15 protein-coding genes and 2 tRNA genes are annotated in these 18,336 nt (G+C 69.6%); 11 read left to right on the top strand and 6 right to left on the bottom strand.

What is annotated here, in order from left to right:
* Positions 1-7 precede the first annotated feature (7 nt).
* The 6 genes from AAHA49_RS06500 (at position 8) to AAHA49_RS06475 (ending at position 6,119) form a co-directional block, all read left to right on the top strand.
* Positions 8-2,227, top strand: a complete 2,220-nt coding sequence (locus AAHA49_RS06500) for a prolyl oligopeptidase family serine peptidase (RefSeq protein WP_342037669.1) — start codon at positions 8-10, stop codon at positions 2,225-2,227.
* Positions 2,228-2,316: 89 nt separating this feature from the next.
* Complete coding sequence (gene lplB / locus AAHA49_RS06495) at positions 2,317-3,396, top strand: lipoate-protein ligase small subunit (protein ID WP_342037668.1); 1,080 nt, start codon at positions 2,317-2,319, stop codon at positions 3,394-3,396.
* Positions 3,375-4,130, top strand: a complete 756-nt coding sequence (locus AAHA49_RS06490) for a Type 1 glutamine amidotransferase-like domain-containing protein (RefSeq protein ID WP_342037667.1) — start codon at positions 3,375-3,377, stop codon at positions 4,128-4,130. Before lplB ends, AAHA49_RS06490 begins: the two co-directional genes overlap by 22 nt.
* A 52-nt stretch (positions 4,131-4,182) precedes the next feature.
* A complete protein-coding gene (locus AAHA49_RS06485; RefSeq protein ID WP_342037666.1) occupies positions 4,183-4,623 on the top strand; it encodes a hypothetical protein in 441 nt (146 codons plus the stop codon).
* Between the two features lie 99 nt (positions 4,624-4,722).
* On the top strand, positions 4,723-5,508 hold the full coding sequence (thyX, locus tag AAHA49_RS06480) for an FAD-dependent thymidylate synthase (RefSeq protein WP_339392597.1): 786 nt from the start codon (positions 4,723-4,725) through the stop codon (positions 5,506-5,508).
* 32 nt (positions 5,509-5,540) lie between these two features.
* Positions 5,541-6,119 carry a CG0192-related protein gene (locus AAHA49_RS06475; RefSeq protein ID WP_342037665.1) on the top strand — a complete coding sequence of 193 codons (579 nt, stop codon included), beginning with the start codon at positions 5,541-5,543 and terminating at the stop codon, positions 6,117-6,119.
* 50 nt (positions 6,120-6,169) lie between these two features.
* On the opposite strand, the gene AAHA49_RS06470 is transcribed toward AAHA49_RS06475, so the two are convergent.
* The 4 genes from AAHA49_RS06470 to AAHA49_RS06455 form a co-directional block, all read right to left on the bottom strand.
* Positions 6,170-7,225, bottom strand: a complete 1,056-nt coding sequence (locus tag AAHA49_RS06470) for an alcohol dehydrogenase catalytic domain-containing protein (protein ID WP_342037664.1) — start codon at positions 7,223-7,225, stop codon at positions 6,170-6,172.
* 166 nt (positions 7,226-7,391) lie between these two features.
* A complete protein-coding gene (locus AAHA49_RS06465) occupies positions 7,392-8,315 on the bottom strand; it encodes a 3-methyladenine DNA glycosylase (RefSeq protein ID WP_425286504.1) in 924 nt (307 codons plus the stop codon).
* Positions 8,316-8,326: 11 nt separating this feature from the next.
* A complete protein-coding gene (gene hrpB / locus AAHA49_RS06460) occupies positions 8,327-11,002 on the bottom strand; it encodes an ATP-dependent helicase HrpB (RefSeq protein WP_342037662.1) in 2,676 nt (891 codons plus the stop codon).
* 59 nt (positions 11,003-11,061) lie between these two features.
* Positions 11,062-12,081, bottom strand: coding sequence for an FAD-dependent monooxygenase (locus AAHA49_RS06455; RefSeq protein ID WP_342037661.1), 1,020 nt, complete (start codon positions 12,079-12,081; stop codon positions 11,062-11,064).
* A gap of 79 nt (positions 12,082-12,160) precedes the next feature.
* Between AAHA49_RS06455 and AAHA49_RS06450 the strand changes: the two genes are divergently transcribed.
* The 5 genes from AAHA49_RS06450 (at position 12,161) to AAHA49_RS06430 (ending at position 16,168) form a co-directional block, all read left to right on the top strand.
* A complete protein-coding gene (locus tag AAHA49_RS06450) occupies positions 12,161-12,967 on the top strand; it encodes a fumarylacetoacetate hydrolase family protein (protein ID WP_342037660.1) in 807 nt (268 codons plus the stop codon).
* 65 nt (positions 12,968-13,032) lie between these two features.
* Positions 13,033-14,499: a glutamate--tRNA ligase gene (gltX, locus tag AAHA49_RS06445; protein ID WP_342037659.1), complete on the top strand. Its 1,467-nt coding sequence runs from the start codon at positions 13,033-13,035 to the stop codon at positions 14,497-14,499.
* Between the two features lie 41 nt (positions 14,500-14,540).
* Complete coding sequence (locus AAHA49_RS06440) at positions 14,541-15,794, top strand: alpha/beta fold hydrolase (RefSeq protein WP_342037658.1); 1,254 nt, start codon at positions 14,541-14,543, stop codon at positions 15,792-15,794.
* 192 nt (positions 15,795-15,986) lie between these two features.
* Positions 15,987-16,058: transfer RNA gene (locus tag AAHA49_RS06435), tRNA-Gln, on the top strand.
* A 37-nt stretch (positions 16,059-16,095) separates the two neighbouring features.
* A tRNA-Glu gene (locus AAHA49_RS06430) sits at positions 16,096-16,168 on the top strand.
* Between the two features lie 81 nt (positions 16,169-16,249).
* On the opposite strand, the gene AAHA49_RS06425 is transcribed toward AAHA49_RS06430, so the two are convergent.
* Positions 16,250-17,182 (bottom strand): DUF4282 domain-containing protein, encoded by a 933-nt coding sequence (locus AAHA49_RS06425; protein WP_342037657.1) that lies wholly within the window; start codon positions 17,180-17,182, stop codon positions 16,250-16,252.
* Positions 17,183-17,407: 225 nt separating this feature from the next.
* Positions 17,408-18,325, bottom strand: coding sequence for an aldose 1-epimerase family protein (locus tag AAHA49_RS06420; RefSeq protein WP_342037656.1), 918 nt, complete (start codon positions 18,323-18,325; stop codon positions 17,408-17,410).
* Positions 18,326-18,336: the final 11 nt, after the last annotated feature.

The raw sequence follows: 18,336 nt of genomic DNA, 5'->3' as shown, positions 1-18,336 counted from the left end.
TGGGATCATGCACAGCGCTTCGGCAGAATCCCATGACCAGGCACCCGACCTCGACGACGAGTTCCTCTGGCTCGAAGACATCAACGGCGACGCCCCACTCGACTGGGTCCGGGAGGAGAACGCGGCCACGCTCGCCCGCTTCCGCGACGACCTCTTCGAGCAGATGTCCGAGGACATCCTCACCGCACTCGACTCCGACGACCGCATCCCGATGGTCACCAAGCGCGGGGACCACCTCTACAACTTCTGGCGGGACACATCGCACCCGAAGGGACTGTGGCGCCGCACGACCTGGGACAGCTACGTCACCGACAGTCCCGACTGGGAGATCCTCCTCGACGTCGACGACCTCGCCCGCTCCGAGGACACACCATGGGTGTGGGCCGGTGCGACCGTGCGCCGCCCCGACCACACCCGTGCGCTGATCTCGCTCTCCCCGGACGGCGGTGACGCCCACCGCGTCCGCGAATTCGACCTCGAGACGAAGACCTTCGTCGACGGCGGCTTCGACATCCCCACCGCGAAGACCCGGCTCGCGTGGATCGACGACGACACCATCCTCGTCGCCACCGATACCGGACCGGACTCGCTGACCACCTCGTCCTATCCGCGTCAGGCCCGCCTCCTTGGGCGCGGCCAAGTCATCGACACCGCCCCCATCGTCGCCGAGGTGCCCCGCGACCACGTCGCCGTCTTCGTCGGCAGCGACGTCGGAGCGCCGAACGGCCGCACCCGAGACCGTGTCGTTGCCGTCGACGCCATCGACTTCTTCAACTCGCGGACGAGCTTCATCGAACTCGACGACCTGCGCGCTGCCGACGGCACCCTGCCGACCACCGCCTCGGCGTGGGAATCCGCGTGGATCGACATCGACGTCCCCACCGACGTCTCGGTGGGCATCGATGACGACTTCGTCCTCTTCCGCCCGCAGTCGGCATGGGACGCAGGCGACATCGTCGTCCCCGCCGGCGGTCTCGCCGCAGCCCCCACCGCCGAGGTGAAGGCCGGCACCATCCGCCCGCAGCTGATCTTCTCCCCGGACGCCCACACGGCACTGCGCTCATGGTCGTGGACCCGCGACCACCTCGTCCTCGAACTCCTCACGGACGTCCAGTCCGAGCTCCTCGTCCTCGACCCCCAGCAGGACTTCGCCTCCACCCCGCTTCCCGGGGTCCCCGCGAACCACATGGTCGGCTTCGGCCCGGTCGACCCCGACGACGACGCCACAGCCAACGACTTCTGGCTCGTGAGCACCGGCTTCCTCACCCCGTCGACCCTCTCCTATGGCAACCTCGGCGGGTCGTCCGACAGCCTCGATGAGGCTTCCGAACCGGGCGAGACGACCGTCATCAAGACCTCTCCCGCGCTCTTCGACGCCGACGGGCTCACCGTCGAACAGCACTTCGCCACCAGCGCCGACGGCACCCGGATCCCCTATTTCCAGATCGCCGAGGCGGGCCTCACCCTCGACGGCAACAACCCGACCCTGCTCGACGGCTACGGCGGTTTCGAGGTCAGCCGCACCCCGGTCTACTCACCGGTCGTCGGCCTCGGCTGGCTCACCCGCGAGACGAAAGGCCGCGGTGTCGGCCGCGGTCACGACATCCCCGCCGGCAGACGCGGGGTCTATGTGCTCGCCAACATCCGCGGCGGCGGCGAGTACGGACCCGAATGGCACACCTCGGCGATGCGGGAGAACCGGATGCGCGCGTACGAGGACTACGCGGCCGTGGCACGGGACCTCATCGACCGCGGGGTCACCCGCACCGAAGACCTCGGGTGTGCGGGCGGATCGAACGGGGGCCTGCTCGTCGGCAACATGCTCACGCAGTACCCGGAGCTCTTCGGCGCCGTCTCCTGCGGGGTGCCGCTGCTCGACATGCGCCGGTACACGAAGCTCAGCGCAGGGTACTCGTGGAAGGCCGAGTACGGTGACCCGGACGTGCCCGAGGACTGGGCGTTCATCCAGCACTTCTCGCCCTACCATCTGCTCAGGCGCGACGTCGACTATCCGCCGGTGCTGTTCTGGACCGCGACCTCCGACGACCGCGTGGGACCTGTCCAGGCACGCAAGATGGCCGCACGCATGCAGTCGATGGGCGTGCCCGACGTGTGGTTCTTCGAAGACACCGAGGGCGGGCACTCCGCGGCCTCGGACAACAAGCAGGCCGCGTTCGTCCGCGCGCTCAGCTACCGCTTCCTCTGGAACGCCCTGACCGGGGAGTGAGGCCGCAGATCCGCCGGCGTGCGCAGGCCCTGACAGGGGAGTGAGCAGGTTCACTGGCAGGGCTCCTGGCGGCGGCGTAGCGTGGAGCCATGACGAATGAGACCCAGGACTTCCACGCCGAATACAAGGTCATCGGCGGCAAACTCGTCGTTGCCGACGTCGAGACAGACGGCCAGGTCATCACCGATCTGAAGATCTCCGGCGACTTCTTCCTCGAACCCGAAGACGCCTACTTCGATCTCGCGCCCGCCCTCATCGGCGCCAGTGTCACCGCGGACAACACCCAGCTGCGCGACCGCCTCGACGCAGCCCTGGCGAAGTACGGTTCCGAGCTGGCGATGCACGGCTTCTCCACCGCCGACGTCGCCACCGTCGTGCGGCGCGCGCTCGGCTCGGCCGCGGACTTCACCGACTTCGACTGGCAGATCATCCGCGGCGAGGTCCTGCCCACGCAGGTCAACGTCGCCCTCGACCAGGTCCTCCTCGAAGAGGTCTCGGCGGGACGCCGGGCGCCGACCCTGCGGTTCTGGGAGTGGGACGACACCGCCACCGTCATCGGCGCCTTCCAGTCCTACGTCAACGAGATCCGGCCCGAAGGCGTTGAGAAGTACGGCGTCGAGGTCGTCCGCCGCATCTCCGGCGGAGGAGCGATGTTCATGGAAGGCGGCAACTGCATCACGTATTCGATGTTCGTCCCGCCCTCCCTCGTCGCCGGACTCGACTACCAGGAGTCCTACGTCTTCCTCGACCAGTGGGTGCTCGCAGCCCTGAAGAGCCTCGGAGTGGAGGCGTTCTACAAGCCGATCAACGACATCTCCTCGACCCAGGGCAAGATCGGCGGAGCCGCCCAGAAGCGGCTGCGGGACGGGACGCTGCTCCACCACGCAACGATGAGCTACGACATCGACGCCGACAAGATGGTCGAGATCCTCCGCATCGGCCAGGCGAAGATCTCCGACAAGGGTGTGGCGAGTGCGAAGAAGCGAGTCGACCCGCTGCGCAGCCAGACAGGCGAGTCCCGGGCCGACATCATCGAGACCATGGCGACGACGTTCATCGATCGCTACGGTGCGAGCCCGGACACCTACACGGACGCTGAACTCGACCGTGCCCGCGAACTCGTCGCGGAGAAGTTCGGCACCGAGGCATGGACCCACCGCGTGCCATGACCGGGGCGATCCGCGGCACGATCGTCGCCCTCGGCGGCGGTGGATTCTCGATGTCGGAGACCGGCGAGTCGGCGGTCGACGACTGGCTGCTCGACCTCGCGGGTCGCCGGGCGGCAGCCGCACATCCTCACCGTCCGGCTCCGCCGCGCGTGTGCTTCGTCCCGACTGCCTCGGGCGACAGTCGTGACTACAGCGAACGCTTCGAGTCCGCCTTCGCCGGGCGTGCGCAGACGCATGTCCTCTCCCTGTTCGGGCAGAGTCCCTGGGCGTATGCGGACCCGTCGATGCTGCTGAGCATGGACCTCGTCTACGTCGGCGGCGGCTCGACGGTCAACCTCCTCGCCCTGTGGCGTCGGCACGGGGTCGACCGGACCATGCGCGAGGCCGCGGCACAGGGCACGGTCCTGGCCGGCATCAGCGCGGGCGCGAACTGCTGGTTCGAGGGGTCCTCGACCGATTCCTTCGGACCGCTCGCCCCACTGCACGACGGGCTCGGGTTCGTCCCCGGCAGCGCGTGCCCGCACTTCCACAGTGAGGAGGGCCGCGCCGAGTCCTTCCGGGACTGGATGCGAACCGGGGCACTGCCCTCACCGGGACTGGCCATCGACGACGGCGCCGCCGCCGTCATCGAGGACGGGACAGTCACCTCGGTGATCGCCGAGGCGGCGGGAGCCCACGCCTCCCTCATCACGGGGGAGACGGAGACGACCCTGCCGACGACGTCGCTCACCTGACCCGGCCGCTCACCTGACGGGCGCTCACCCGAGTCCGACTATGCTGGGCGCCATGGTCGGCAAGCGGAACCGTCGCAGTCCCGCACAGCGTCGTGCCCGCAGTGAGCTGCGCAGCGCGCTCGCCCTCATCATCGTCTCCTCCGTCTTCGTCGTCCTCGGCGCGATGCTCGCGCTCACGGGCGAGCTGTTCGCGATCGTCGTGGTCCTCTTCTTCGGCGCGTGTCTGCTCGCCGGGCTGATGCGGCTGCCGTCGATGAGCATGCGAGTTCGCCTGCGCCTGCTCATCATCGGCTGTCTCGCCTTCGCCGCAGCGTGCGCGGCGATCGTCGGCTTCGCGATCATGGGGGTGCAGATCGGCTCGACGCTGGTGCCGCCGTCCGTGCTCACCGTCCTTGCCGCCGTCGGCGTCGTGTTCTTCGGCGGCGGTGGCGTGCTGCTGGCACTCCGGATGCGGCCGAACCGGATGCCGCCCGAGGAATCGGAGCCCGAGTAGGAGGACCAGGGAATATCAGGGAGCAAGGGGGACTCGGTGGGAGCACCCGGGACTCTGTAGGATTGGGACGCACACCCTCACCGTCCTCCAAGGAGAGCCATGCGCCAGGTCGAACCGTCCGTTGAACTGCTCGCCAAGCCCAGCATCGATTGGGAGGCGATGAGGGCGTACCTCGACGAGGTCGGCGGCACCTCGTGGGCGGACAGGGTCGAGGAAGCGGAGTCCCCGGACGCCGAGGATCTCCTCGAGTTCTCCGGCCGCATGTGCTACCGGTCGTGGGAGCCGGGACTCAACCCGAACGTCTCCCGGGTGCGCACGGATTCGGCGTCCTACCTCGGCAACGTCATCTCCTCCCAGCACGGCTCCGTCCTCGAGCATGCGAACTTCACGTTCGTCCTCCACAACGTCTCCCGTGTGCTCACCCACGAACTCATCCGCCACCGCGCCGGATCCGCGTTCTCGCAGGAATCGCTGCGCTACGTCCGCCTCGCCGACATCCCGTTCTGGTTCCCCGAGTGGGCACGCGAGGATCCCGAGCTCATGGAGCGCTCGCTGTCCGTCCTCGACACCCTCGAAGAGCACCAGAAGTGGATGGCCGATCACTTCGGCCTCGACGAGGAGGGCACGAAGTTCGCGCACAAGAAGCACATGACCTCGTTCATGCGCCGCTTCGCCCCCGAGGGCCTGGCCACGGGCATCGTCTACACCGCGAACCTCCGCTCCCTGCGCCACGTCATCGAGATGCGCACCGCGAAGGGCGCCGAGGAGGAGATCCGCCTCGTGTTCAACAAGATCGGAGAGATCATGCAGGCCGAAGCGCCCGCGATCTTCGCCGACTACGAGATCGTCGACGGGGAATGGATCCCCGGCACCCGCAAGGCGTAAGCCGCAGCGAACCCAGGAAGGCGCGAGACGACATGGCTGACATCTACGACGCAGAGCTCACCCCAGGCAAGCTCGAGGTGATCGCCGACTGGCTGCGCAGCCAGGACTGGGCGGCCGACATCGACCTCGACGCGACCCCGCTCGAGAAGGTCTCCGCCTACCGCTTCGACGACCCCGCCGGCGAGGTCGGCCTCGAAGTCCACATCGTCCGGGCCGGCGATCGTGTCCTCCAGGTCCCGCTGTCCTACCGCGGTGCCCCGCTCGAGAGCGCCGAGGCGGCCCTCGTGTCGACGATGGAGCACTCCGTCCTCGGTCGACGCTGGGTCTACGCCGGCATGGGCGATCCCGTCTTCCGGCAGCGGCTCGACCACACGATCGCCACCGCCGGCACCTCCGCCAAGCAGTACCGCGTCGACGACGAGGGCAACCGGATCGACGAGATCGCCGAGGTGGCCCATGCCGTGGGCACCGGCCCCCTGCCCGGGGCCGGGGACGTCGAGATGCTCCGTGAGCTCACCCTCGACTCGACCCCGGCAGCTGCTGAGGCGGGACTCCTCCTCGGCCGCTGGCCCGGGCAGGAGACCTCGGTCGTCCTCGCCGTCATGGTCTGAGACGCTCAGGTCACGTCCCGAGGTCGGAGGTCACCGGCCGTGGTCGGACGTCACCGGCCGAGGTCGATGATCGTCATCCCCGGCGCCTGCCCGGGAGCATCCATCGCAAGCATCGCGGCGGGCGCCTGAGCGAGGCCGATCGTGTCGGTGACGAGATCCTGCGGGGCCAGATTGCCGTCCGCGACGAGATCGACGAGCTCCCCGTAGTCGGCCGCCGGCATTCCGTGGGAGCCGAGCACGGACAGCTCGAGCGCGATGACCCGGGAGAGGTCGAGCATCGGCGGCACGGTGAGCAGCCCGATCTGGACATGCCGACCCAACGGGGCGAGCGAACCGATCGCCGCGGCGACCGTGTCCTCGAGACCGAGCGCATCGACGGTGACGGCGACCCCGGCCGGGGAGATCTCTGCGGCCCGGGCGACCACCTCGGCGGAGAGCTCCGCAGGTGAGGTCCCTGATGCGCTCACGCACACGTGCGCCCCATGCTCTCGGGCGCGCTCGAGAGCCGCGTCGCTGATGTCGACGGCGACGACCCGGGCGCCGAGGGCGCGGGCGATCATGATCGCCGACAGCCCCACCCCGCCGCAGCCGAACACGGCCGCCGTCTCACCCGGCATCAGCCGGGCCCGCACACGCAGTCCGTGGAAGGCTGTGGCGAACCGGCAACCGAGTCCGACGAGTGCGGCGGCGGGAAGGTCCTCGGGGACCGCGACGAGGTTGGCGTCGGCATGGTGGACGACGACCTCCTCGGCCCACGAGCCGTTGTGGGTGAAGCCCGGCTGCGTCTGGTCGGGGCAGACATGCGCATTGCCGGAGGTGCACCACCGGCACGTCCCGCACCCGCACACGAAGGGCACCGTCACCCGCTGACCGAGAGTGAAGTCTGTGACCTCCGACCCCGCCGAGGTGATCCGTCCGACGAACTCATGACCGGGCACGTACGGCAGGCTCACCGTCGAATCATGGCCTGACCAGGCATGATGATCGCTGCGACAGACCCCGGTGGCTTCGACGGCGATGACGACCCCATGGTCGGGGGCACCTGGTGAGGGAAGGTCCCGCAGCTGCGGACGGGCGGAGAACTGATCGACGATGATTGCGCGCACCCGGGCATCCTAGCGGTGGTGACCAGGTGTTTCGCAGCTGACCGAGTCGTGGACTCCGGGCTTCGGCGTGTGACGGAACCGTCGCCGGCCGGGCTGTCGTCGGCTGGGGCCGTTGCCACCCGAACCGTCGCCGGCCGGAACACTGGGCGTGCTCAGGCGTCCACCTTCAGGCAGGGTGGACGTTCGCGGCCGCGAGCGCCGCGAGGAGACGCCGGCGCAGTGCCTGCGCGCGGTGGGAGAAGTTCTGCTGACGTTCCATGTACTCGGCCTTGCCCGCCGCCGTCTCGATCGCGACGACCCCGTAGCCCCAGCCGCGCAGATCGTAGGGCGAGGCCTCCATGTCGAGGGTGCGGATGTCGAGGGCGAGGTCGAAGCAGTCGACGACGAGCGCCGAGGGCGCGATCGGGCCGATCTTCATCGCCCACTTGTAGAGGTCCATCCCGGCGTGCAGGCACCCGGGCTGTTCGGCCCCGACCATGCCCTCCCGGGTCGGCTGGAGGGTGTTGCGCGGACGGGCCGCGGCGGTGAAGAAGCGGAAGGCATCATGGTGGGAGCACTGGATGCGGTGGCGTTCGACGACGGCATCGGTCTCCGCGGGGCTCAGCCGCAGCGGCACCTGCTGGTGCCGGCGTTCGTCCTCGCTCATCCGGTAGACCATCGCCCATTCGTGAAGGCCGAAGCACCCGAAGTTCGCCTCCCGGTCGAGGGTCGAGGCGAGCAGCGAGGCGATGAACCTCGCCCCATCTCCGCGGTCGGTCGACCAGGACTCAAGGTCCACCTCGGTGAGGTTGCCGGTCGTGCGATACCACCGGCGGTCGACGTAGGCGCGGTCCTCGTCGGTCTCGAGTTCGAGTCGGATCCCGGCTCCGGGATTCCATTTCTTCAGCTGCCCGGTCTTGAACGGGTAGTACGTGAAGAGGAAGTCCTCGACGGGGTGCTTCTGCCCGGCCAGCCGCCGGGCCGCATGGGCATCGGTGCGCTGCCCGATCTGCGTCTCATGGTCCGCGACGAGCCCGCGCCATACGGCGGCGGGCAGCACGGTCCCGCGGTCGGCGGCCGGGTCAGGACCTGCCGCACGGTCGGCGGGCATGAGGGTCGAAGTCACCGTCCCATTGTCCCAGACCGCTTCGTGCCGCGCATCGCGGGCGCGGTGAGCGGATCCTCGGGCCACGGATGCTTGGGATAGCGGCCGCGGTTCTCCGCCCGCACCTGCGGGTAGGCGTTCACCCAGAACGAGGCGAGGTCGCTCGTCACCGCGAGCGGTCGGCGTGCGGGGGAGAGGAGGTGGAGGACGATGGGCACTCTGCCCTCGCAGACGCGGGGTGCCTCGGTCCACCCGAAGACCTCCTGGAGTTTGACGGCGAGGACGGGAGGAGCACCGTCGGCCGCATCGGGATCAGGGTAGTCGAGGCGGATGCGCGAACCGGTGGGGACCTCGATCGCTTCGGGCACGAGCTCCTCGAGCCGGGACGCCTGCGGCCACGGCAGCAGGGACCGCAGGGCCCCGACGAGGTCGACGGCACCGGGATCGGCTCCGCGCGCGATCCGGTCGAGGGCCTCGGGACACCACTGCGGGAGAGTGTGCGCCAGATGCGACCACCGCACGTCCGGCCACGGCTCCCCGTAGACCTGCCGGAGCAGTCCGAGTCTCGCCCGCAGCTGCTCGAACGCGGGACTGGGCGTCAGCACCTCGCGGGCTCCACGCTCCTCGACCGACCGGGCGATGGCCTCCCTCGCCAGCTCCGGGCTGGCGGTGATGGGGGTCGAGGTGAGGGTGATCCCGCCGAGGCGGGTCTCCCGCACCGCGCGCACCTTGCCTGCGAATGTCGCGGTCTCCGTCGTCGTGAGCAGGCCGGCACCGGCGAGTTCGGCCGTGTCCGCATCGATCGGGACGGCCGCGCGGATGATCGGGCGCCCGTTCGCGAGCCCCACCTCGGCGATCGCGAGCCACTGACTGCCTGCGAGGGAGGAGTTCCGCGGCAGGGAGGCGGCCGTGCCGGAGGCGAGCAGGTAGTCTGCCTCGGCGTCGCTGCGCCGCCGGGCGATCTGGTGAGGGAAAGCGAGGGCGACGACGAGCCCGAGGTCATCGGCGCGCAGGCGCTCGCCCGCGCGCTGGCCGGCGCTGGCGGCCTCCGCAGGCCCGCTGTGATCGAGCGCGATGCGGGTGAACCGGTCGACGTCCTGGGCGAACCGGCGGTCGCGGGAGGTTCGGAGGTCCCGGAGGACCGTGGTGAGGTCGGCGCCGGGGGAGCGGCGGTCGGATTCGATGACGGCGACCGCCTCGGCGGCGGCACGAGGCCCGAGCATTGCCGCACCGTCGAGGAGCCCGCGCGCCGACCACACGGAGGCCGGAACCCGGGCGATCGCGCGCCCGAGTTCGGTGACGGTGAGATCGCTGAGCCGGACGTCGCCGATCAGGCCGTCCGAGCCATCGACGGCCGCGACCTCGACGGCCCCGAGCCCGACGAGGTTCGACACCGCGAGGCGCAGGGCGACGGGAGGCATCGGATCGGGCAGGAGGGCCGGATCGCCGCCCCAGACGAGGACGTCGAGGAGTGCCGATGTGAGGTCGGAGCTCGCGATCTCAGCCGGTGCCGCCTCGGGCAGGGACGCCCAATCGGCCTCTGACATGCAGCGATATGCCACCCCGGGGCCGAGCCTCGCCGCCCGCCCCGAGCGCTGGATGCCGGCGGCCTTCGATTCGCGGGAGGTGACGAGTCCCGACATGCGCCGTTTCGCATCGAGCCGAGGACCCCGCGCGAGACCCGAGTCGACGACGATGCTCACTCCCGGCACCGTGAGCGCCGACTCCGCCACCGAGGTGGTGACGATGACTCGCCGACCGGGATCGATCTCGCCGGAGCCGGCACCGTGGGGCCGGAGGATCTCGTCCTGCTCCTTCGCAGGGGTGCGCCCGGTGAGCGTATGCACGCTCACCTCGTCCCCGGTCCGCGTGAGGAGTGACGTGATCCGTGCCGCGATCTCCTCGACCTCGCGGGCCCCGGGGGCGAAGACGAGGACGTCCCCGGCCGTTCCCGTATCCGCCGGCGCCGTCTCGAGTGCGCGCACCGTCGTCTGCGCGAGGTGGTCGAGGAAGTCCCGGCGCACCCCACGGGCATCGAGGGCGCGGTCACGCGGAGGCGCCCAGGCGATGCGCAGCGGATGGGTGGCCGCGGTCAGGGCGAGCACGGGTGCCGGCCGGTCCGGGGTGCCCAGTCGGGCGGCCCAGTCGGCGGCGTCGAGGGTCGCGGACATGACGACGAGGCTGAGATCCTCGCGCAGCTCGGTCAGCTCCCGGCACATCGCGAACGTGAGGTCGGTATCGAGGTGGCGTTCGTGCACCTCATCGAGGATGACGCCGGAGACCCCGGCGAGTTCGGGATCGGCGAGCATCCGCCGCAGCAGCACCCCGGTCGTGACGAACTCGATCCGGGTGCGGCCCGAGGTCGTCGACTCCCCGCGGACCGTGAAGCCGACCTCCTCGCCGAGGCGGGTGCCCGTCAGTTGGGCCAGGCGCCTCGCCGCGGCGCGGGCGGCCATCCGTCGGGGCTGGGTGACGATGATCCGGCCCGACCCTGCGTCAGGGCCGGCGGTCGCGCGCAGATGCCCGGCGGTCATGCGCAGATGCTCGGCGATGAGCGGGGGCACGAGCGTCGTCTTCCCGGTGCCCGGCGGGGCTTCGACGACGAGGCGCGGGAACGGGTCGGCCGGCAGGCGGTCGATGAGCGCCGCGGCAGGGAGTCCGGCGCCGATCGCCTCAAGGTCGAAATGGTCCATGACCCCAGTCTCTCAGGACGGCCCGGCCCGTCGGCGGCCTGGCCCACCGGCGCCCCGGATCAGCTGCGAGCGATCGTCGTGAGCACCCGGTTACGCAACCGGGCCGCGCGTCCGCCGGCGAGGGCCACGTGCGAGAGGACGCCGGCGGCCTCGCGGATGAGCTGCGGGGTGAGGAGTCGGCGGCGACGGTAGAGGGAGAGCGCGCGCTCCGGTGGATGAGAGTTGAGGAGTTCGGCGAGCGCGGCGGCATCGATGATCGACTCGCACGCGCCCCGTCCGAGGTTGGGCTGCATCGCGTGGGCGGAATCGCCGATGAGCACCGTTCGACCGCGGACGAAGGAGGGCAGGGGGCGGGAGAGGTGGATGCCGCTGATGACGGACTGCTCGACGGTCGCGGCATCGACGACGGCGGTGACCCGGTCCGGGAGGACCCGAGCCGCCGTGCGGAGATGGTCGAGGCCGTCGGCGACGGAGGCGAAGCGCTGTTCCGGGAACGCCGTGAACCAGTTCGTCCGCCCACCCGGCAGCGGTGTGATGCCGAAGAGCATGCGTTCGCCCCAGTATTCGGTGACCGAACCGTTCGAGAGGTCGGCGTCGACGACCCCGCGGATGACCGTGAGCGGCGGGCGACGGGGAGCCGACCTGGCACCCCAGGTCGTCCGGCGGACCATGCTGCGAGCACCGTCGGCTCCGACGAGGACATCGGCGTCGAGGTCCTCTGGAGCGTCCACCTCGCCGAGGTTGAACACCGTCGAAGCCGGACGGGCGGCGGACAGAAGCGAGTGGAGGCGGGCGCGTCCGATCATGAGCGCGCCGAGCCGGGGAGGCTTCAGAAGCGGTCGGCCCTCGGCGGTGAGGATCTGTGCGGCGTCGATGCGGACTCCCGCCGCTTCGACCGCCGGGCGGAGGCCCGACGGCTGCAGGGCCCGGAGTGCCTGAGGGAAGAGAGCGAAGGCTGTGTCGAGGTCGGTTCTCTGCGCGCGGCGTTCGTGGACGGTCACCGTCCAGTCGGGACGCTTGAGAGTCGCCGCCAGAGTCGCACCGGCGATGCCGCCGCCGATGATCCGCACCGTGGTCATGCTGTCACGATAGCGCGAGCCGATCGCAGCCTCGGCACGCTCGCACTCGGGGAGCACGGCGACCACTAGACTGGGCACCATGCGTATTGCGAGATTTGTGCACAAGGACGAACCCGCCTACGGAGTCGTCGAAGGCGATGTCCCCCCGATCGAGGACGGGGAGTGGGACACCTCCGGGCTCAGCCTCGCCGTCCTCGACTCCGACCCCTTCTTCGCGCCCGCCCAGTCGACGGGGGAGCGGCTGAAGTTCGACGATGTCCGCCTCCTCTCGCCGATCCTGCCGCGCTCGAAGGTCGTCGGCGTCGGCCGCAACTTCGCCGACCACGCCGCCGAGCTCGGCAACGAGGTCCCCGTGACCCCGGTGACGTTCTTCAAGCCGAACACCGCGGTTATCGGCCCCGGCGACCCCATCCGCCTGCCCGCAGTGAGCGAACACGTCTCCTATGAGGCCGAACTCGCCGTCATCATCGGCCGAGTCGCGAAGGGCGTGAAGGCGGAGGACGCGTTCGACTACGTCCTCGGCTACACCTCGGCGAACGACGTCACGCTGCGCGACCTGCAGAAGTCGGACACCCAGTGGACCCGGGCCAAGGGCTTCGACACCTCGTGCCCGCTGGGGCCGTGGATCGAGACCGAACTCGACGTCGACGATGTGAGCATCCGCTCGTGGGTCAACGGCGAGATCAAGCAGGACGGATCGACCGCCGACTTCATCTTCGACATTCCCACCCTCATCGAGCACATCTCCGAGACGATCACCCTGCTGCCCGGCGACGTCATCCTCACCGGCACCCCCGCCGGTGTCGGGAAGATCGTCGCCGGCGACCGCGTCGCGATCGCCGTCAGCGGCCTCGGCGTGCTCGCCAACCCCGTCATGGACGCCTGAGCTCTCGTCAGCCCCGGCACGTCCGCCCCGAATATTCACCACCACTCCTTGGAGCCGATCACCACATGAGCGTCAAAGTCCGCTTCTGCCCCTCTCCCACCGGAACCCCGCACGTCGGGATGGTCCGCACCGCCCTGTTCAACTGGGCCTACGCCAAACACACCGGCGGCACCTTCGTCTTCCGCATCGAGGACACCGACGCCGCCCGCGACTCCGAGGAGAGCTTCTCCCAGGTCGTCGAGGCGATGAAATGGCTCGGCCTGGACTGGGATGAGGGCATCGAGGTCGGCGGACCCGACGGCCCCTACCGCCAGTCGCAGCGGGGTGACATCTATGCACGCGTCATCGACAAGCTCAAGGACGCCGGACACATCTACGAGTCCTACTCGACGAACGAGGAGGTCGAAGCCCGCCACACCGCAGCCGGCCGCGACCCGAAGCTCGGCTACGACGGCTTCGACCGCGACCTCACCGCCGACCAGATCGCCGCGTTCCGCGCCGAAGGCCGCGAACCCGTGTGGCGTGTGCGCATGCCCGATGAGGACATCACCTTCACCGACCTCGTCCGCGGGGACATCACCTTCAAGGCCGGCACGATCCCCGACTTCGTCGTCGTCCGTGCGAACGGTCAGCCGCTCTACACCCTGGTCAACCCCGTCGACGACGCGCTCATGGGCATCACCCACGTGCTGCGCGGCGAGGACCTCCTCTCCTCGACCCCCCGCCAGATCGTCCTCTACGAGGCGCTCAAGGACATCGGCATCGCGACCGCGACCCCCGAATTCGGCCACCTGCCCTACGTCATGGGCCAGGGCAACAAGAAGCTGTCCAAACGCGACCCCGAGTCGAACCTCTTCCTCCACCGCGAGCACGGCTTCATCCCCGAAGGCCTGATCAACTACCTCGGACTGCTCGGCTGGTCGATCGGCCCCGACCGCGACGTGTTCACCGTCGAGGAATTCACCGAGGCCTTCGACGTCCACGACGTCCTGCCCAACCCGGCCCGCTTCGACATCAAGAAGGCCACCGCGATCAACGCCGACCACATCCGGATGCTCGCCCCCGCCGACTTCGCCTCCCGCCTCGTCCCGTACCTCCAGGCCGCCGAGGTGCTCCCGGCCGAACCGACGGACGCCCAGCTGGCCATCCTCGCCGAGGCGGCACCGCTCGTCCAGACCCGGATGAACCTCCTCGGCGAAGCCCCCGACCTCCTCGCGTTCCTCTTCACCCCCGATGCGGAGCTGACGATGTCCGAGGACGGGCTGAAGACGCTCAAGGACTCCGCGCCTGAGGTGCTCGCCGCCTCGATCGAGGTCCTCGAGAACGTCGAGGACTGGAGGACCGAGACCCTGCAGGCAGCGCTCGAGGCGAAGCTGGTGACCGAAATGGAGATCAAACCGCGCCTGGCCTACGGTCCGCTGCGCGTGGCCGTCTCCGGCCGTCGGGTCTCCCCGCCGCTGTTCGAATCCCTCGAGATCCTCGGCAAGGAGTCCTCGCTCACCCGCCTGCGCGCCCTGGCGGCACAGCTGTGAGCGCCGAGCCGCTGACTTCTCAGACGTGGAGTCGCGGGGGAGTGCACTTCCGCGATGTGACGTTCGAGGCACCGCTCGATCATTTCTCCCGTCTCGACGCTGACTCGGCGGCCGCCTCGGCGCGGATCGAGGTCTTCGCCCGGATCGTCGCGAGCGAGGCCGACAGCGACAAGCCCTACCTCGTCTTCCTCCAAGGAGGACCCGGATTCGAGGCCCCGCGCCCGACGACCCCCGTCGGGGCGGGATCCTGGCTGGCCCGCGCGCTCGAGGAGTTCCAGGTCGTCATGCTCGACCAACGGGGGACCGGGAAGTCGAGCCCGATCGGCTCCGTCGAGGGCCGGATCACGGGACTCGACCTCGCCGGGGACGATCCGCAGGCCATCGCAGAGGTGCTCAGCTGCTACCGTGCCGACTCGATCGTCGAGGACGCCGAACTCCTCCGGGAGCACCTCGGCGTCGACCGGTGGTCGGTGCTCGGGCAGTCCTTCGGCGGCTTCACCGCACTGCGCTACGTCTCCGCGCATTCGGGCTCGCTCACCGAGGCGTACTTCACCGGCGGACTGCCGGCGATCGGAGTCGACCCCGTCGACGTCTACCGGACGACGTGGGCGACGATGATGCGCAAATCGCAACGCCACTACCGGGCGTTCCCCGGCGACCGCGAGAAGATGGCCGGACTGGCAGCGCTCGCCGCCGATGCGGGGATCGCGCTGCCGGGAGGAGCACGGGTGGGAACCGAGCGTCTGCGCCTGCTCGGGCACTACCTCGGCGCCTCCGACGGTCCTGAGGCCCTGCACTACCTCCTCGACCTCGACCCCGCCGCGGCGGGACTGCGCCACGACCTCGCCGGTGCCCTGCCGTTCTCGGGACGCAATCCGCTCTACGCGGTCATCCACGAGTCCTGCTGGGCCGACGGCACCGTGACGAACTGGGCGGCGCGGCGGGCCATGCCCGATGAGGTGCGGGCGGATCCGACCCTGCTCGCCGGAGAGCATGCGGGACCGGAGTCCTTCGTCGAGGATCCGGAGCTCGCTCCCTTCGCCGAGGTGGCCGAGCTCATCGCCGCCCGCCCGTGGCCTGCGCTCTACGACGTCGACGCGCTGCGGTCCTCCCCGGTGCGCGGGGCCGCGGCCGTGTACTTCCACGACGCGTACGTTCCGTGCGAGTACTCGCTGGCCACAGCGGAGCTGCTCGAGGGGGTGCAGCCGTGGGTGACGAACGAGTACGAGCACAACGGACTGCGCGCCGACGGCTACCGAGTCCTCGACCGGCTCATCGCGCTCGCCCGGGGCTGAGTTCTCGGTCGAGTTCATGCTGGTGCGGGCCCCGATTCGGGCCCGCACCGCTGTGCGGAATCAGCGCCGCCGCGGGGTGTTAAGAAGGTCACACGAAAAGTGGCCGTCTGGATTTGTCGGCGGGGGCGAGGCTCGTATAGAGTTGTATCTCGTTGCTGAGGGGAATTCCTCCAGGGAAGTCCCGCATAGCAGTGGGGTATGGTGTAATTGGCAGCACGAGTGATTCTGGTTCACTTAGTCTAGGTTCAAGTCCTGGTACCCCAGCGGACAGCTTCAGAGCGATCTGAGGATCTGTTCATCGGCCCCCGTCGTCTAGTGGCCTAGGACGCCGCCCTCTCAAGGCGGTAACGGCAGTTCGAATCTGCTCGGGGGTACGGTTGAGCCCCGCACCGATCCATCGGTGCGGGGCTCACTCTATTTCCGCCCTGCGCGCGCCCGGTTCTGCGGGCTGCCGCTCAGTTCCCGGTGGAGTCGGCGATGCGCTTCGTGTGCTCGGCGGTCCGCACGCTGGAGACGATGAGCTCGAGGACGAGCCGGACGAAGATCACCCACAGGGCCGGGACGATCCAGCCGAAGAGGATCGCGATGATGAGCGGCCAGGCATTGAACTCGGGCTCCGGATTCCAGTACGTCGCCCTGCTCGCTGCGGCCCCGATGCCGATGGCCGTGACGACCGCCCCGAGCCACCAGAGGGCCGCGACGATGACCGAGATCAGGTAGATGATGCCTGCCCAGCGCACGGCGACGAAGCGTTCGAACCGGAAGTCGAAGAGCGACTTGAAGAATCCGGGCTCGGACGACTGCCCGTAACCGCCGGGCTGAGCGCCGTAATCGGCGCCCTGAGCAGACTGGGCGTTCTGGGCATAGTGGACGTTCTGCCCGTGGGTTCCCGCCTGCCCGTAGGGGCCCGGCTGCCCGTAGGGGCCCGGCTGGCCGTAGCCGCCGGTCTGGCTGTAGTTGCCGGTCTGGGCGTAGTCGCCGGGTTGCGAGTAGGTGCCGGCGTGCGAGTGCTGATCGGACTGGGCGTACTGACCGGGCTGAGCCGGTTGACTGCCGTACTGCGCGGGGCTCGGCTGACTGCCGTACTGCTGGCCGCCGCTCGGCTGACTGCCGTAGTGCTGGCCGCCGCTCGGCTGACTGCCGTAGTGCTGGCCGCCCGGCTGGGCTGTCGGCTGATCGTCGACCGGTCGGCTGCCTGAGCTCGGGTGGTCGGCGTTCTGGGCGAGTTGCTCTTCGTACCGTCGGCCGCTGTCGCTGTCATTGCCGTTCTGGTCGCTGAAGCGCTGACTTGCCTCGGTCGAGGTCTCATCGTGCTGCTCGGCGCTCGGTGTCTGATCGTTCGGTGACGATGATTCGTCGCGGCTCGGGTCCTGCGGTGATGACGTCATGATGTCGACCTCTCTCTCGGTGCTGCTGGTCGGCGGGAGGGCGGTGTGATGCCGCCCACCTGCGTGTTCGCAATGTATCAGGGCAGGATCGACTCATGGGGGGAGTCGGCCGACTGACGGGGAAGTCCCACGCGAACACACAGGTTTCCTGATCCGCGGCGGAGGCGTCGGAACCGACCCGACGCGGCGGAGCCGGGACGACCCGGCAGCGACGAGGCCAGCCGACTAGACCAGCCGGACGCCCCAGTCGACCGTGAGTGTCCCTCCGGGTTCGACGATGTCGACGTCGACACCGGTGGCGAAGGCATTGGGCGGGCAGGTCATCGGCTCGATCGCCAATGCGCGCCGGGCGAGACCCTCGCTGAGCCCGTCGCCCGTGTACACCTGCCAGTTGCGGAAACCCGAGTCGATGTCGACGATCGTCTCCCGACCGTCCGCGCCTCTCAGCCGTGCCCGCGACCGGCCGTCGTCGTCGCGGCGCGGCCGACCGAACGCATCGTCGAGCACGGTCCCGTCCACACTCCGCAGGGCCCGGAAGTCCTTGCAGCTCAGACATGCGGTGATCTCCGCATCGTGGTCGAGCGGAACCTCGGAGCCGTCGTCGAAGGGACGGCTCTCCATGGGGATGAGGCGCTCATCGGGGACGAGCCAGGTCTCGGCGGGAATGACCAGCTGCGCGGCATCGACGAGTTCGGCGCCCGGGTGGAACCACGGGTGGAAGCCGAAGCCGAACGGCGCCGCCTCGGTGCCGGTGTTGAGAGCGCTCGCGTGCACCCGCAGACCGTCCTCACCGAGGTCGTAGGCCACGGTGAGGAGGAACCGGAACGGATAGCCCGGTGAAGGGTCGAGGCGCGTCTCGAGCGTCACCGATGCCGCCGAGACCGAGACGACGTCCCATTCGACCTCGGTCACCAGCCCGTGCAGGGCGGTGTTGCGTTCCGGCTCTGTGATCGGAAGCTGGTGGACCGTGCCGCCGAACTCGTAGCGACCGTCGGCGATCCGGTTGGGCCACGGTGCGAGGACGGCCCCGTCGACCGTGCCCGTCGCGACGACCACGGGGCGCCCGGCGACCGTGTACGCGTGCAGACCCGCGCCGATGGGGGAGACGAGGGCGGAGCTCGAACCGTGGACGAGGTCGATCATGCGGCTCCAGG

Origin of the sequence: Brevibacterium ammoniilyticum, from assembly GCF_038429965.1 — a bacterium.
In the GTDB taxonomy this organism is placed as follows: domain Bacteria; phylum Actinomycetota; class Actinomycetes; order Actinomycetales; family Brevibacteriaceae; genus Brevibacterium; species Brevibacterium ammoniilyticum.
Note: the sequence above shows the minus strand (reverse complement) of the source record. Positions and strands in the feature narration are given on the sequence as shown.